15 protein-coding genes are annotated in these 14,144 nt (G+C 72.1%); 9 read left to right on the plus strand and 6 right to left on the minus strand.

Annotated elements, in window-relative coordinates; genetic code table 11:
• Positions 1–75 precede the first annotated feature (75 nt).
• Both WME96_RS14245 and WME96_RS14250 read right to left on the minus strand, forming a co-directional pair.
• Positions 76–900 (minus strand): SRPBCC family protein, encoded by an 825-nt coding sequence (locus tag WME96_RS14245; protein WP_437290665.1) that lies wholly within the window; start codon positions 898–900, stop codon positions 76–78.
• A gap of 168 nt (positions 901–1,068) precedes the next feature.
• The gene (locus tag WME96_RS14250) at positions 1,069–1,632 is read right to left on the minus strand and encodes a bactofilin family protein (protein ID WP_437290666.1); all 564 of its coding nucleotides are present in this window, start codon (positions 1,630–1,632) and stop codon (positions 1,069–1,071) included.
• Between the two features lie 267 nt (positions 1,633–1,899).
• Between WME96_RS14250 and WME96_RS14255 the strand changes: the two genes are divergently transcribed.
• Positions 1,900–3,321, plus strand: coding sequence for a hypothetical protein (locus WME96_RS14255; RefSeq protein ID WP_437290667.1), 1,422 nt, complete (start codon positions 1,900–1,902; stop codon positions 3,319–3,321).
• A gap of 48 nt (positions 3,322–3,369) precedes the next feature.
• Here WME96_RS14255 and WME96_RS14260 read toward each other — a convergent pair whose 3' ends face one another.
• Positions 3,370–3,945, minus strand: coding sequence for a DUF99 family protein (locus WME96_RS14260; protein ID WP_437290668.1), 576 nt, complete (start codon positions 3,943–3,945; stop codon positions 3,370–3,372).
• A gap of 60 nt (positions 3,946–4,005) precedes the next feature.
• On the opposite strand from WME96_RS14260, the gene WME96_RS14265 reads away from it, so the two are divergent.
• Complete coding sequence (locus WME96_RS14265) at positions 4,006–4,707, plus strand: hypothetical protein (protein WP_437290669.1); 702 nt, start codon at positions 4,006–4,008, stop codon at positions 4,705–4,707.
• A 39-nt stretch (positions 4,708–4,746) separates the two neighbouring features.
• Here the strand turns inward: WME96_RS14265 and WME96_RS14270 are convergent, their stop codons facing one another.
• Positions 4,747–5,718 carry a COX15/CtaA family protein gene (locus tag WME96_RS14270; RefSeq protein WP_437290670.1) on the minus strand — a complete coding sequence of 324 codons (972 nt, stop codon included), beginning with the start codon at positions 5,716–5,718 and terminating at the stop codon, positions 4,747–4,749.
• Positions 5,719–5,837: 119 nt separating this feature from the next.
• Here WME96_RS14270 and WME96_RS14275 point away from each other — a divergent pair, with 119 nt between their 5' ends.
• The 7 genes from WME96_RS14275 (at position 5,838) to WME96_RS14305 (ending at position 12,535) form a co-directional block, all read left to right on the plus strand.
• Positions 5,838–6,983 (plus strand): GGDEF domain-containing protein, encoded by a 1,146-nt coding sequence (locus WME96_RS14275; protein WP_437290671.1) that lies wholly within the window; start codon positions 5,838–5,840, stop codon positions 6,981–6,983.
• 16 nt (positions 6,984–6,999) lie between these two features.
• Complete coding sequence (locus tag WME96_RS14280) at positions 7,000–8,541, plus strand: sigma-54-dependent transcriptional regulator (protein ID WP_437290672.1); 1,542 nt, start codon at positions 7,000–7,002, stop codon at positions 8,539–8,541.
• 69 nt (positions 8,542–8,610) lie between these two features.
• A complete protein-coding gene (locus tag WME96_RS14285) occupies positions 8,611–10,002 on the plus strand; it encodes a TolC family protein (RefSeq protein WP_437290673.1) in 1,392 nt (463 codons plus the stop codon).
• 145 nt (positions 10,003–10,147) lie between these two features.
• Positions 10,148–10,891 (plus strand): cytochrome c biogenesis protein CcsA, encoded by a 744-nt coding sequence (ccsA, locus tag WME96_RS14290; protein WP_433936010.1) that lies wholly within the window; start codon positions 10,148–10,150, stop codon positions 10,889–10,891.
• 4 nt (positions 10,892–10,895) lie between these two features.
• Positions 10,896–11,174: a CcmD family protein gene (locus tag WME96_RS14295; protein ID WP_437290674.1), complete on the plus strand. Its 279-nt coding sequence runs from the start codon at positions 10,896–10,898 to the stop codon at positions 11,172–11,174.
• A gap of 17 nt (positions 11,175–11,191) precedes the next feature.
• On the plus strand, positions 11,192–11,317 hold the full coding sequence (locus WME96_RS14300) for a hypothetical protein (RefSeq protein ID WP_437290675.1): 126 nt from the start codon (positions 11,192–11,194) through the stop codon (positions 11,315–11,317).
• Positions 11,318–11,395: 78 nt separating this feature from the next.
• On the plus strand, positions 11,396–12,535 hold the full coding sequence (locus WME96_RS14305) for an acyl-CoA dehydrogenase family protein (protein ID WP_437290676.1): 1,140 nt from the start codon (positions 11,396–11,398) through the stop codon (positions 12,533–12,535).
• A gap of 129 nt (positions 12,536–12,664) precedes the next feature.
• Here the strand turns inward: WME96_RS14305 and WME96_RS14310 are convergent, their stop codons facing one another.
• Together WME96_RS14310 and WME96_RS14315 are read right to left on the minus strand one after the other, a co-directional pair.
• Positions 12,665–13,630, minus strand: a complete 966-nt coding sequence (locus WME96_RS14310) for an FHA domain-containing protein (protein WP_433936013.1) — start codon at positions 13,628–13,630, stop codon at positions 12,665–12,667.
• 277 nt (positions 13,631–13,907) lie between these two features.
• The gene (locus WME96_RS14315) at positions 13,908–14,057 is read right to left on the minus strand and encodes a hypothetical protein (protein ID WP_155799138.1); all 150 of its coding nucleotides are present in this window, start codon (positions 14,055–14,057) and stop codon (positions 13,908–13,910) included.
• Positions 14,058–14,144 lie beyond the last annotated feature (87 nt).

Consider the following 14,144-nt stretch of genomic DNA (forward strand, 5'->3'; position numbering starts at 1 on the left):
CCGAGCTCTACAGCAGATGTGGGGAAGGGGGCGGTCAGGCGCTCTGTCCGGAGGCGCCCAGTGGAGGACGGCAAATCAACGGCGCGCCACGTCCTTGGAGCGGTGCACGCTGGTGTCATCGGCCGGCGGGAGGTCGGGCACGGTCGTGGGCGACGGGGCAGGGGCTGCCGCGCCGCTGTTCTGCTCGGCGGCCTGTCCAGCCGGGGCAGAGCCGGTCTGTGCGGTGGCGGAGGTGCTCGCGGCTGCCTGCGACGGTGCGCCGGGCGCGGCGGTCGCCTGCGCGCTGACGGGCGGCTTGCCCTCGGCGCGATCGCGCACCGCGGTCACCGCCCTGTCAGCCGCCCTGACGAGCTGCGTCGTCACCACCGAGGGCGGGAACGGGAGCTTCGGGGCGACGAAGATCTCGAGCTTCAGGATCGTGTGGTGCTCATCGACGGCGCGGAGCCGCCAGCGAGCGCGAAAGTCGGCGACGTTGCCGCGCTTGAAGCGCGACGAGATCACCTCGTCGGTGCCGTCCTTCGTGGGCGGCGACATGTCGGCGACGGTCCAGATGTGCGCGGCGCCGTTCAGGATCGGCACCTGGAGATACACCTCGCTCGTGCCTTTGCGCTTCGCGAGCACGCGGCTCTGGTCAAAGGAGCTGATGAACGTCTTGTAGCTCCCGTAGGAGGTGACGAGCTTCCGGACGGTCGGCAGCGGCGCTTTCACGAGGATCGCCGCGCCTCCGGTGTCGATCGCGGAGGCCGGTCCGGTGGTCTTCAGCGTGTACCGCAGCGCTCTCCCGATCGACGCGAGCTTCTCCGATTCGGCGTCGGCGGCGCGGGCCGCGCGTGGGGAAAGCGAGAGGGCAAGGACGGCGATGGAGAAGGCAAACAGGGACAGGGACCACCACTTCTTCATGGACTCTCCTGTGCGAGCAGCGTCCGTCGTCGTGTGGTTGCCAACCACGTCGCGGGCGTGCGCCTCGGGCGGCGAGAGCGAAGCCTCCCAGTACATGTAACTCGCTGAACGGGCAGCCGCACCCCTGCGCACTACAGAAAGTGCGCCTTCGTCGGAGGCGGCTGGAATTCAGCGCTCGGCGTCGGAGCGCTTTGCGCCGCGCTGCGCGGCGCCGCCGCTGTCCTCGGCGGCCCTCGCGCCCTGTCCGGCGGTATCGGCGTCCGGCTCGACGGACGCGGCGGGCGGCCGCACCGACCGCTCGCCGGGCTCATCCTCCAGGGGAGCCATCTTGCATGAACCGTCGAACTGCACGCCGCGATCGATGAAGATCGCGGGCGCGTGCAGGGCGCCGGTCACCTTGGAGGGCGCGTAGAGCTCGATGGCGTCGCGCGCGCGGATGCTCGCCTGCACCTCGCCGCCCGTGACGATGCACGTCACCACGTGGATCTCGCCGATCACGAGCGCTCCCTCGCCGATCACGAGCACATCCTCGCCGCGGATCTCCCCGCGGAAGCTGCCGTCGATGCGCACCCGCCCCTCGAAGAAGAGCTTGCCTTCGAAGTGCGTCCCGCGGCCGAGGAGGGCGTTGATCTCGGTGGGCCGGTGGCCGCCCGCGTCGTCGCCGCGAGGGCCTCCGGAGGATCGCGGCGAGAGGGGCGAGTCTCTGTCGCCCTGGAAGGACGTCGGCTCCATGGCCCGTTGGATTACTTCAGGCGTCGTCACATTCGCAACGGGGCCGCGCGTCAGCGCTGTAACGCGCCCGCTGACGCGGCAGATTTTTATCAATGAATCCCGAAGCTTGTAATGATTTTTTGGCAGGGTACGATTTCTGCAAAGGAGGCGGGCCGAGCAGATCTGCCGGCGCGTTGGCGCGCCGGGTGGCGGGCGAGGCGGGCGGACGTCTGGCCGAGCGCGCGGTGGAGCGGTGAGGGTCCGAAGGGACCAGGAGAGGGAGTGGAGATGACGTTCCGATCGTTGCTTGTGGCTGCCGGTGTCCTGGGCAGCATCTCGGTGGCGTCCGCGCAGACGCCGCCCGAGCCGCCGAAGGCTCCGCCGGCCGATCCCGCGCCGCCCGCCGAGCAAGCTCCTCCGGCCGACCCGGCGGCGGCCCCCGCCGGCGCCCCCGCTGCCGCTCCCGGCGCACCCGCTGCTCCCGCCGCCGCCGTTGGCCCGACCGTTCCCGCTGGGACCGTTGGGGCCCAGCCCGCGGAGCCGGCGCCGCCGCCGCCGGAGCCGGCGCCCCAGGCCGCGCCGCCCCCCACGAAGGCCCCGGGCCCCGACGTGGGGCCGGTCACCACACCGGCGGTGCGCTGGAGCCAGGCCACCGCGGCCGACGACCTGCTGGAGGAGGAAGAGGAGACGACCCTGCGCTGGCGCGGGACGACGTTCACCTGGAACCAGGGGGGGAGCACGACGCTCCTCGGCGTCGGCGGCGAGTACACCCCTGCCATCCAGGTCTACGGCTGGGACTTCACGCTGCGGCCGAACTACTACGTGCTCGACCGTCCCAAGGACAAGGTCTCGGTCTCCGCCGACATCGGCTGGGTCGTCGAGCTCACGAACAGCGACATCACAACCGATTACCGGGAGCCGCAGCTCAAGGACGTGGCCCTCAACGCCCGGTACAGCCGCGAGCTCTGGGAGAGCGGCGGCGCGAACCGCGGCGAGTACAAGACGGACGCCGCCATGCGCCTGCGCGTGACCCTGCCGACCTCGCCGGCGAGCTGGAACTCCGGCAAGTACTTCACGGTCGGGCTCGGCCCGCAGCTCGTCCAGAAGGTCAAGCTGCTCGGGTCCAAGGCCGACGGCCTCAACCATGTGACGGCGACGCTCGGCGTCACCTACGCCCACCTGTTCGCGGAGTCGTACACGCCGGTGAACGACGCCCTCCGGCGACCGCGTCAGGCCCCGAGCGGTGAGGTGTCGCTCGACGAGCAGCTCACCGGGTGGTCCTTCGCCATGGATCGGCTGACCACGAGCCTCGAGCTCAACCTGCCGCTCTACAAGGACCTCTCCATGGCGACGAGCTTCGGGTTGCTCAGCGACTTCAAGCACGAGTTCGAGGGGGGATGCGTCGAGATCCTCGGCGGCTGCGCCCCGTACGACGGCTCCGGGGGGACGACCTACGTCCCCCAGACCGCGTTCAACGTCAGCCTGAGCTACCCGGTTTACGAGGTCGTCGATCTCACGCTCGGGTACAACAACACCAACCGCCAGATCGGGGCCGACGGCCGCCGCAGGAACTTCTTCTACAGCCCCGAGGCGCAGTTCTATCTCGACATCACCGCGAACCTCGACGTCATCTACTCGAAGGTGACCGGCCGCGGCGAGAAGCCCGAGAAGCCGGCCACGGCCAGCGCTGCGGGCCGGCGCGAGCTCTAGCGAGCGCGACCCGGGGGCGGGCGCTCGGTTGCGCACGATCACGTGCGGTCACGCGCGCCCCCGGCTCTCGCCCGTGGTCAGCCCGCCGGCGATGAGGTGCGCGGCGCGCAGGGGCTCGGGGAGGTGGCCGTGCACCGAGAGCCGCGCGATCAGCGCGCTCGTGTCCTCGAGCGAGATCCCGGCCCGCTGCACGTACACGCCCCCGACGGGCTCCATCTTGCCGGCGCGCTCGATGAGCGCCCACTTGCGGCGCCCTCCGCGGACGCGCGAGAGCAGCGCGTCGCGGATCGCGTCGAGGTTCGGGAGACGCCGCGCGACCACCACGACGGGCAGGGCGAGGGCGTCGCGCAGCGCCGCGATGTCGACCACGTTGAAGCCCGCCACGGCGATGCCCTGCAGCAGGACCACCTGCACCTGGGGATAGAAGCGGGAGCCGGCGATCATCGCGGCGATCGCCGGCGCCGCGTTCCGCCCGTCGCGCCGGACGCGGGTGGAGAGCACCCCCTCGAGGCGCAGGCCCGCGAAGACCGTCCCGACGACCGGCACGTCGCCGCGGTGCTCGCGGGCGAACGGGGCGTCGTCGACGCCGACGACGTGCGACAGGCGGGGGGCGCGAGGCGGCACGCGCGGAGCTTATCGCGCTGCCGGCTTCTCCGGGCCGGGCGGTCGTGCTGTACTGCTACTGTGCGACCTCCCCGGTACCTCTCCGTGATCTTCTCGCTGGCGTTCGGCCTCGCCCCGTCGCTCGCCCTCGCGCAGAGCGCCCCGGCGGCCCCGAACGCCGCCCCGACGTCCGCGAAGGCCGCCCCGGCACCCGCGAAGGCCGCCCCGGCGGGGAAACCGGCGGCCGACGCCCCGCGCGCGGGTGCCGCCGGCGCGCCGCAGGCGACCCGGCAGCGCGCCGCCCGCGCGCGCAAGCCGAAGCAGAAGGCCGCGGCCCTCGACGGGCGGCCGGTCGCCACGTTCCCGGGCTTCCGCATGCTCCCGACCGGGGGCTCGCGCGTGTTCGTGCAGATCCACGGCGGCAAGGTCGACGTCGCCGAGTCGAAGGCCGCCGGGCGCCTCGTCTACCGGATGAAGGGCGCGGGGGCGATCCAGACGAACCGCTTCCCGCTCGTGACCGCCTTCTTCGCGACCCCGGTCAGCCAGGTGCAGCTCGTCGACCAGGGCAACGATCTCGACATGGTGATCGACCTGCGCGCGCAGACCGACGCGACCTACCGCGTGATCGAGACCGAGCAGGGGGTCGTGCTCCAGGTCGACTTTCCCCCGTCCGTCCCCGACCAGCGCGCCGCGCCGCAGGCCGAGGGAGCGCGGAAGCGCGCGGTCCGCCGCACGATCCCGCAGGAGCCCGGGAGCAGCGACGAGGGCTCGCCCGAGTTCTAGCGGCCCCGCCCGAGAGCCTGCCGGCGCCGTGATCGGCCTTCAGGCGGCGACCGCGTCGGAGCGCGCCTTGTCCTCCCCGCGCGCGCCCGGGTCGGCCGCTGGGGCCGGCTCGCCCAGCGCGGCCGCGGCGAGGGTGACGAGGACCATCCACAGGAGATCGGCGAGCAGGAGGTGCACGAGCTGCATCCACACCGGCGCGAGCAGCAGGAGGTTGAGGAGCCCCGCGCCGATCTGCAGCAGCACGAGCCCCCCGGTCGCCATCGACAGCCGCTCGACCAGCGGCGACGGGCGCCGGGCCGCGATGGCGCCGCGGGCGAAGAGCAGGTAGGCGCTCACGACCACCGCCACGGCGGGATGCAACGTGCGCAGCGGCAGCAGGAAGTGGGCCGTGGGCGAGAAATCCTGCGCGATGCCCTCGCGGAGCGAGCTCGCGGCGAAGAGCGTGTCGCCGAGCGCGGCGATGGCCCCGGTCACGCCGACCGCGAGGACCCCCGCGAGCGCGACGGCGAGCATCGCGCCCGTCGCGCCCTGGCCGCGCCAGCGCACGCGCCGGCCCCCGCGCGCCCAGTAGAGTGTGCAGGTCATGGCGCCGACGAGCAGGAACGTGTTGATGAGGTGCACGGCCATCCAGAGCGCGCGGGCCGCGGACGCGTCGTGGGCGACGTACTCGAGCAGGACGATCCCGGCGCCGACCGCCGCCTCGGTGATCATGAACAGCATCGACGCGGACGCGCCGCCCCGCACCGGGTGGCCCGCCGGGTAGGCGACGAACGCCCAGACGAGCTGCAGCGCGACGAGCAGGAACGCGATGCCCGAGGTGGCGCGGTGCGTGAACTCGATGAAGGTCGCCGCGCTCGGGGAACGTGGGATGACGTCGCCGTTGCACGTCGGCCAGTGGCTGCCGCAGCCGGCCCCCGAGCCGGTCGCGCGCACGAACGCGCCCCACAGGATCACGCCGAGCGTGAAGGCCAGCGCGAGCGCCGCGAGCTTCCAGAACCGCGCCTGAGTCATGAGGGGGTCCTTACCGCGAAACCAGCGCGACGGCAGCCCGCGCGGCCGGCCTGCGCGGCCGGCCCGCGCCGTCGTGCGATCTCGTTGCGCCCGGACCCGGCCGAAGGGAGGATGTGCCCGTGCCGATCAGCGAGGACATCCGGGGCGCTCCGCCCTCTCCGCCGGCCGAGCTCCTGAGCAGCCGTCCGCCCAGGATCGTGGTCGCGGACGACGACCGCCTCGCGCGCCAGATGCTCGTGAGCATCCTCCACAAGGCCGGCTTCCAGGTCGAGGCGGTCGACGACGGCCAGGAGGCGATCGAGCTCATCGGCCGCGGTGGGGTCGACCTCGCGCTCCTCGACATCGTGATGCCCCGCCTCACGGGCCTCGAGGCGTGCAGGCTGCTCAAGAGCATGACCTCCGAGACGTTCCTCCCCGTGGTGCTCGTCACGGTGAAGAGCGACACGGCGAGCCGGGTCGAGGGGCTCAAGATCGGCGCCGACGACTACGTCTGCAAGCCGTTCGAGGAGGAGGAGCTCCTCGCCCGCGTCGGGGCGATGCTGCGGATCAAGCGGCTGCACGACCAGGTGGCGGCGCAGCGCGCCTACCTGGAGCAGCTCTCCATCCACGACGAGATGACGGGGCTCTACAACTACCGTTACCTCTTCACGCGGCTCAACGAGGAGTTCAAGCGCGCGGAGCGCTACCACGAGCCGTTCGCCTGCGTGCTCGTCGACATCGATCGCCTCAAGGCGATGAACGAGATCGGGGGGCGCACGCTCGGTGACGCCGTGATCCGGCGCGTGGCCGACGGGATCCGCCGCTCGGTCCGCGAGGTGGACGTTGTCGCGCGCTACGGCGGCGAGGAGTTCCTCATCGTGCTGCCGAGCACGCACTTCGCCGGGTCGCTGACCGTGGCCGAGCGGATCTGGCGCGAGGCCTCCGGCAACCCGGTCGAGTTCGGCGGCGCGACGCGGCCCTGCAGCGTGTCGATCGGCGTCTCGCTCTACCCCTCGCGCGACGTCCGCTCCAAGGACGCGCTGATCCGCGCCGCGGAGAGCGCCCTTCACCAGGCGAAGCGCGAGGGCGGCAACCGGATCTGCGTCTTCCAGCAGCACGGCCAGATCTACACGCCGACCGGGAGCGCCGAGCAGCCGGCGCCGCCGCCCCCGGCCAAGCTCCGGCGATCGAGCGATCCCGCCTTCGTCGCGGCCCAGGACGACGCGAGGGAGCCGCAGACGCGCCGGGGCACGGACCTCCCGCCCCTCCCGCGCAAGCCGCTCTAGTCCGCCGCTTCACGTCGTGAACGCCGCCGCTCGCGCCCGCATCCTCCTGGTCGACGACGAGCCGGCCCAGCGCCGCGGCCTGGCGCGCGCGCTCGTGCGCGACTTCGACGTCCTCACCGCGGAGGACGGCCCCGCCGCGCTCGGGCTGCTCGCGACCACCCGCGTCGAGGCCGTGCTGCTCGACCTCGCCATGCCGCGCATGGGCGGCGCCGAGGTGCTCGAGCAGATCAAGGCGAGGTTCCCCGACGTCGAGGTCGTGGTGATGGCCGGCCACAGCGAGGTCGAGGCGGCGGTCGCGGCCGTGCGCGCCGGCGCGTACGCGTTCGTGATGAAGCCCGTCGATCCGGAGGCGGCGGCCTCCATCGCCGTCGAGCGCGCGATCGAGCGCCGGCGGCTCGTCGCCCGCGCCAGGGCGCTCGAGGAGCGGGTCGGCGAGCACGAGCAGCTCGGCGAGGTGATCACGAGCTCCGCCGCGATGCAGGAGGCGCACCGGAAGGCGCTCGGCGTCGCGGCCCTGACGGCGCCCATCCTGCTGATCGGCGAGCGCGGGACGGGCAGGGAGCTCGTCGCGCGCGCCGTCCACCGGCGCGGTCCACGCGCTGGGGCGCGCTTCGTCGCGGTCGACTGCAGCGCGCTCCCCGGGCCGCGCGCCGAGGAGGAGCTCTTCGAGGGAGATCGCGACGCCGCGCCGGACGGGCACGCCAGCGCGGGCCTGGTCGAAGCGGCGGACAACGGCACGCTCTTCCTCGACGAGGTCTCGGCGCTGTCGCCCGCGGCTCAGGCCAGGCTGCTCCGGGTCCTCACGCACGGCGAGATCGCGAGGGCAGGGGGCGAGCCGCGGCGCGTCGATGTGCGGGTCATCGCGTCGACGTGCGCGGACCTGAGGGAGCGCGCCGCTGCCGGCCAGTTTCGCGAGGACCTCCTCTACCGCCTCGGCGTCATCCTCGTCGAGCTGCCGCCGCTCCGGCGGCGCCGGGAGGACATCGCGCTGCTCGCGAGCCACTACCTGAACCGGTACGCGCGCGCCCATGACCGCGACGTCCGGCGGATCGGCCCCGAGGCGGCGCGGCTCCTGCGCGAGCACGCCTGGCCGGGCAACGCCCGCGAGCTCGAGAGCGCGATCGAGCACGCCGTGATCTCCGCGCGCGGCGAGGCGATCCTGCCCGCGGATCTCCCGCCGTCGGTGTCGGGGCGCGTGGGGCCGGAGCGCCGTCCCCCCCGGGACGCGCTCGTCCTGCCCGCGCAGCTCTGCGAGCTCCCGTATGCGGAGGCCAAGGAGCGCGCCGTCGACGCGTTCGATCAGATCTACGTCCGGCGCCTGCTGCAGCGCACGGGCAACAACCTGAGCGAGGCGGCGCGGCAGGCGGGCATGGATCGCTCGAATTTCCGGAGACTCAAGAAGAAGATCGCGGCGAGGGGAGACGAGGAATCGACGCAAGAAGCGCAGGAGGCGCAAGAAGCGCTGGAGGCGCGAGACGCGCAGGCGGACAGGCAGCCGGGAACGCCGGCGGCGGACGCGGACGCGGAGGCGGGGCCCGACGGGGACGACGCGGGCTGACGCGCTCCACCGGCGCCACGCCCCACGCCGCGCAAGCGCGCGGCCGGCTCGTGCTACGTTGCGCCGAAAATGGCCCGACGCGCTGCACGAGGTGCCCTTGTCGCCGCCGCCGTCTCCCTCGCGGTCCGGCTCACCCCGTCCCCTGCCGCCGCCGCCGACGCCGGCGAGGCGCCCCGGCGGCAAGCGGCGATGGTCCACGATCTCCCCCGCGTCCTCGCGCTCGCCGACCGCAATCACCCGAACGTCGCCGCCGCCCGCGCGCGGCTCAACCAGGTCCGCGCGCAGCTCGACGAGGCCCACTACGCCCCGTTCTCGCAGTTCAAGCTGACCGGGGGCGTCGCGCTCGCGCCGACCGTCCGCGGCAACAACGTCTTCAGCCCGAACACCGACGTCTCGCTCACCTCGAGCCTCGGCGTCGCCTGGCGCGGGAACATCGACGGCGTCGTGCCGCTCTGGACCTTCGGCAAGATCACGAGCCTCTGGGACGCCGCCGAGGCGAACGTCCGCGTGAACCAGGCGAACGTGGAGAAGGAGCGTGACGCGGTCCGGCTCGACGTCCGCAAGGCCTACTTCGGCCTCCAGCTCGCGCGCGACTCGCGGAGCCTGCTCACGGACGTGCGGCGCGAGATGGACAAGGCGCTCCAGCGCCTGGAGGAGCAGGTCGAGCGCGAGGAGGGCGATCCCATCGAGCTCCTCAAGCTGCAGACCTTCGGCGCCGAGCTCGAGGCGCGCGGGGCGGAGGTCGACAAGTACATCGCGGTCGCGCTGGCCGGGCTGCGCTTCTACACGGGCGTCCCGGATCTCGACATCCCCGACGTCCCGATCCGCCCGCCGAAGCACCGGCTCGGGCACGTCAGCCGCTACCTCACCGCGGCGCGCCTGTACCGGCCGGAGCTCGCGCAAGCGCGCGCGGGCCTCGACGCGCGGACCGCGCAGGTGCGGCTCGCGCGCGCGCAGCTCTTCCCCGACATCGGCCTCGGCCTCCAGGTCGGCGTGAGCGCCGCGCCCGAGGTCGCCGATCAGCTCAACCCGTTCACCAGCGACCCCGGCAATTACTTCCACTACGGCGCCGCGCTCGTGCTGCAGTGGAAGCTCGACCTGCTCCCGCAGTCGGCCCGCGTCCGCTTCGCCGAGGCGCAGCTCGAGGAGATGGCCGCGACGCAGCGGTTCGCCATGGGCGGCGTCGCGACCGAGGTCGAGACCGCCTACGCCGAGGTCGTGGAGGCCCAGCGGCGCCTCGATGCCTACGCCAAGGCGGCGAGGTACGGCAAGCGCTGGCTCGTGATGGTGCAACAAGGGATCGACGTCGGGACGATGGCCGAGAAGGACCTCATCGATCCGGCCAAGGCGTACGCGACGAACCGCTTCAATCAGCTCAACGCGACGATGGATCTCGACATGGCGATGTCGCGCCTCGCGAAGGCGACCGGCTGGGACGCGATCGCGCCAGACGGCACCTGAGCCATGAGACCGGACGCGCTGAGCCAGGGAGCCGCCGTCGCTCCGTCGGGCCGGCCTCCGCGCGCACCGCGGCTTGAACGCGGCCGTCCTTGGCACTACCGTGCGCCCCAGCATGGGAGCTGACGACAGGCGGGCGCCGCACAGAATGGCCGTGGCAGCGAGCGGGGACGCGGCGCGCCGCGGCGCCTCGGGCGGCTCCAGCATCGCGTTTTCGGTCCTGCTCGCCGCGGCGGCGGCGGCCATCATCGGCACTCTTCATTTCGTCGCCTACGTCGTGCCGACGGAGGCCTCGATGGGGGTCGTGCAGAAGATCTTCTACTTCCACGCCCCCGCCGGGTACGCGATGTACCTCGGCGCGACCGCCTGCTTCATCGGCTCCGCCGGCTACCTCGCGCGCGGCACCCAGTGGTGGGACTCGCTGGCGAAATCCGGCGCGCAGGTCGCCGTGGCGATGGGCCTGATCGTCCTCATCACCGGCCCGCTGTGGGCGGCCAAGGCGTGGGGCGTGTACTGGACGTGGGATCCACGCCTGACCACCTCGCTGCTCAGCGTCCTTATCTACATCGCCTATGTCGTGCTCCGCGCCTTCACCGGCGATAGCCACGCCGAACGCAAGTTCGCCGCGGCCCTCGGCGTCCTCGGCGCGGCCAACCTGCCGATCATCCATTATTCGGTAAAGATGTGGGGCGGTAACCATCCCACGGTCATCACGGGCAAAGGCGGCGGCCTCGGGCACCCTGACATGAAGTTGGCGCTCGGCTTCGGCTTCCTCGCGTTCACGCTGCTCTCCCTCGCGCTCCTGTGGGCGCGCCTCCGCGTCGATCTCGCGTCCGCGCGGCTCGCGGAGCTCGAGCAAGAGGCCCTCGAAGTCGGCATCGGAGAGGACTGAGAACGTGAATTCCCTTCATTCCTTGTTCGCTCACGCGGCCCTTCAGCAACCGACGGGCACCACCACGGACGACCGAGCGCAGGCGTTCCGCCCCGTAGAGGGGGGGAACGAGCTCCAGAGCGGGGAGAAGCTGCTCGTCGAGGCCTACGCCGCGATCTGGCTCATCGTCTTTGCGATGGTCTTCCTCTCCTGGCGCCGGCAGAAGCAGATCGATCGCCGCATCGACGCGCTCGAGGCCGCCTTGCAGCGGGCGCGGGCCAGCTCGGGCCAGGGGACGAGCTGATGCCTAACCTCGGGGAGATGACCCCGCAGCACGCGCTCTACATCCCCGTGGTGCTGATGCTGGGGCTCATCATCGGCTACATCTTGGGCAGCCGCGCCGTGCGCGCCGAGCTCGAGCGACGTAGGCGCAGAATGAAGGAGTGACGGGGGCGCGAGCCCTCGTCCCGCGTTGCCGGCCGGCGCGGCGAGCGCCGCGCCTGCCCCACTAGCCGGAGGTCCCAGGTGGTCGATTTCTCTGTGAGCGAAGAGCACAAGGCTCTCATCGATACGGCGCGCCGCTTCACGAAGGAGCGCATCACCCCGATCGCGGCCGAGTGCGATCAGAAATCGTACTTCCCGATGGACGTCTTCCTGGAGGGCTGGAACATCGGCCTCGTCAACCCGACGTGCCCGGCCGAGTACGGCGGCCCGGGGATGGGCGAGCTCGAGAACGCGCTGCTCGCCGAGGAGCTCTCCTACGGGTGTACCGGGATCCAGACGAGCTTCCTCGCCAACGGGCTCGCGCTCACGCCCATCAAGCTCGCGGGCAGCGAGGAGCAGAAGAAGAAGTACCTCGGCATGCTCACCGCCGAGCCGATCATGGCGAGCTACTGCACGAGCGAGCCGGACGCCGGCAGCGACGTCGCCGGCCTCAAGACCCGCTTCACGAAGCACGGGGACGACTACGTGCTGAACGGGCAGAAGTGCTGGATCACGAACGCGAGCTTCGCGCGCTTCTACGTGATCTTCGCGACCTCGAACCCGGAGCTCCGGCACAAGGGCATCGCGGCGTTCATCGTCGATCGCGACACGCCCGGCCTCCGCGTCGGCAAGAAGGAGGACAAGCTCGGCCAGCGCGCGAGCGACACGGCCCAGGTGTTCCTCGAGGACGTGAAGGTGCCGAAGCAGAACCTCCTCGCAACGGAGGGGCAAGGCTTCAAGCTCGCGATGGAGACCTTCAACCAGACCCGCCCCGACATCGGCGCGGCCGCGACCGGCCTGATGCGGCGCTGCGTCGACGAGTGCGTCGCCTACGCCAAGGAGCGCAAGACGTTCGGCCAGCCGATCGGCAACCACCAGCTCATCCAGTGGATGCTCGCGGAGATGGCGATCCGCGTCGAGGGGACGCGCCTGCTCTACCAGAAGGCCGCGTGGAACCTCGATCACGGGGTGCGCGACCCGATCGTCTCGAGCTTCGCGAAGGCCTACGGCGCCGACAGCGCGATGCAGACCGCCGTCGACGCCGTCCAGGTGTTCGGCGGCAACGGCTACGTGAAGGAGTACCCCGTCGAGAAGATGATGCGCGACGCCAAGGTCCTCCAGATCTACGAAGGCACGAGCCAGATCCAGCGCATCGTCATCGCGCGCCAGCTCCTGTCGTAGGGCGCCGATCGCCCTGGCGCGCAGCGACGCCGAGCGGGGCCTCCTCGCTCGGCGCCTCAGGCCTCCTCGCTCGGCGCCTCAGGCCTCCTCGCTCGGCGCCTCACCCGGGCGGCGGTCTCGCGTCCGGCTTCAGGGCTGGGGGTGCCAGATCAGCGTCAGCTCGGGGCCCAGCGTGAGGGCCAGGCCCTCGGCGGGGATCATCACGCGGCGGACCTTCTGGCCCGCGTACCTCGTCCCGTTCGTCGAGCAGAGATCGAGCGCCATGATCTCGGTGCCGTCCCGCAGGAGCAGCAGGTGCGTCCGCGAGATGTGCGTGCTCAGCACGGCGCGCAGCCCGCGATCCAGGCAGTTGTCGGCGCGCCCGAGCAGCACGCCGTCGTCGAGCGCCTGCTCGGGCAGCTCGACCGCGGCGCTGCGGTCGCTCGACTGCAGCGTGAGCCGCACGTACCCGGTCTTCGCTCGCGGGGCCACCATCTCCTCGATGTGCGAGACGGGGCGCACCGACGTGATGTGCGAGATCTCGCCGCGCGCGAAGCGGTGGCTGGTCGTGATGCCCTCGGTCGGCGCCTGGGGCGCGGCGCCCTCGACCGCGGGCTTCTCGGAGACGCTCTCGAGGCCGCGCGGCGGCTCGCTCATCCCGCACGAGCTCACCTGCAGCACCCGCGACGAGGCCCGCGGCCCCACCGGGATGCCGCCGACCACGTGCTTGCCGATGCGCACGAGCAGCGGGCCGCTGACCACGATCGATCGCCGCGGCACGTCGTCGTCGACGAAGAACGGGATCGAGGTCTGTAGATCCATGAGCCGCAGCCCGAAGCCGCCGTCGCCGAGGTTGCAGCAGGTGGCGACCAGGTGGCGCACGCACACGTCGTCGCCCGAGGCGAACTTCACGTCGCAGCGCGGGTGCGAGCCGAAGACGGCGTACGCGCCGCTGTTCGCCGGCAGATCGAGCCACGCGACGTCGCCGCCCGAGACGCGGAACAGGCGGTACCCCTCGACCATCGGCGACTCGGGAGGGTTCAGCGCCATCACCGCCTCGGCGGTCGACAGGGCGCGCCGCATCGTCGCGACGTCGATGCGCGGTTGCACGCTCATCGCGCGCTCCACGTTCTGCGCGACGTCGCGCCCGAGAGCGCTCGCTGCGCCGATCGCGCCGGCCGCGTCTGCCCGCCGAGCTCGGGCGTGAACGGCGGAATCGCTGTGCGAGCCTGCGGTGAGTCCGCGGCAGGGAGGAGCGTGGTGGAGTGCAGACAGCAGCAAGGCCTCATGCGGTCGAGCCGAATCCTACCGGAATTTTTCGTCTGGGGCTCTTTCGCAGACGCCTCGAATCTGCTGCGTCGCTGGGCGCGGGTCGAGACGACGGTTGTCCGGCTCAGCTCACGCCGACGCTGACCTCCGCGACGAGCTCGCCGCCCCAGCGCCAGAAGGCGACCGAGCGGCTGAACAGGAGGATGACCTCCAGCCCGAGCCCACCGCCGAATTCGAGCCGAAAGCGCCCGGCGTCCACCTCGATGAGTTGCATGCCCCCCGAACACGCGAGACTCGGGCCAACCGTGGATCCGTGCGCGTTGGACGCTGGTGTGTCCGCCGGGGGCACGGCCGCGCCCGC

Source organism: Sorangium sp. So ce406, assembly GCF_051474675.1.
In the GTDB taxonomy this organism is placed as follows: domain Bacteria; phylum Myxococcota_A; class Polyangia; order Polyangiales; family Polyangiaceae; genus Sorangium; species Sorangium cellulosum_G.

Coding starts and splice junctions, on each gene's coding strand:
- WME96_RS14245 (WP_437290665.1), bottom strand. CDS start 900: ATGAAGAAGTGGTGGTCCCTGTCCCTGTTTGCCTTCTCCATCGCCGTC.
- WME96_RS14250 (WP_437290666.1), bottom strand. CDS start 1,632: ATGGAGCCGACGTCCTTCCAGGGCGACAGAGACTCGCCCCTCTCGCCG.
- WME96_RS14255 (WP_437290667.1), top strand. CDS start 1,900: ATGACGTTCCGATCGTTGCTTGTGGCTGCCGGTGTCCTGGGCAGCATC.
- WME96_RS14270 (WP_437290670.1), bottom strand. CDS start 5,718: ATGACTCAGGCGCGGTTCTGGAAGCTCGCGGCGCTCGCGCTGGCCTTC.
- WME96_RS14285 (WP_437290673.1), top strand. CDS start 8,611: ATGGCCCGACGCGCTGCACGAGGTGCCCTTGTCGCCGCCGCCGTCTCC.
- ccsA (WP_433936010.1), top strand. CDS start 10,148: ATGGCCGTGGCAGCGAGCGGGGACGCGGCGCGCCGCGGCGCCTCGGGC.
- WME96_RS14300 (WP_437290675.1), top strand. CDS start 11,192: ATGACCCCGCAGCACGCGCTCTACATCCCCGTGGTGCTGATGCTGGGG.
- WME96_RS14310 (WP_433936013.1), bottom strand. CDS start 13,630: ATGAGCGTGCAACCGCGCATCGACGTCGCGACGATGCGGCGCGCCCTG.
- WME96_RS14315 (WP_155799138.1), bottom strand. CDS start 14,057: ATGCAACTCATCGAGGTGGACGCCGGGCGCTTTCGGCTCGAATTCGGC.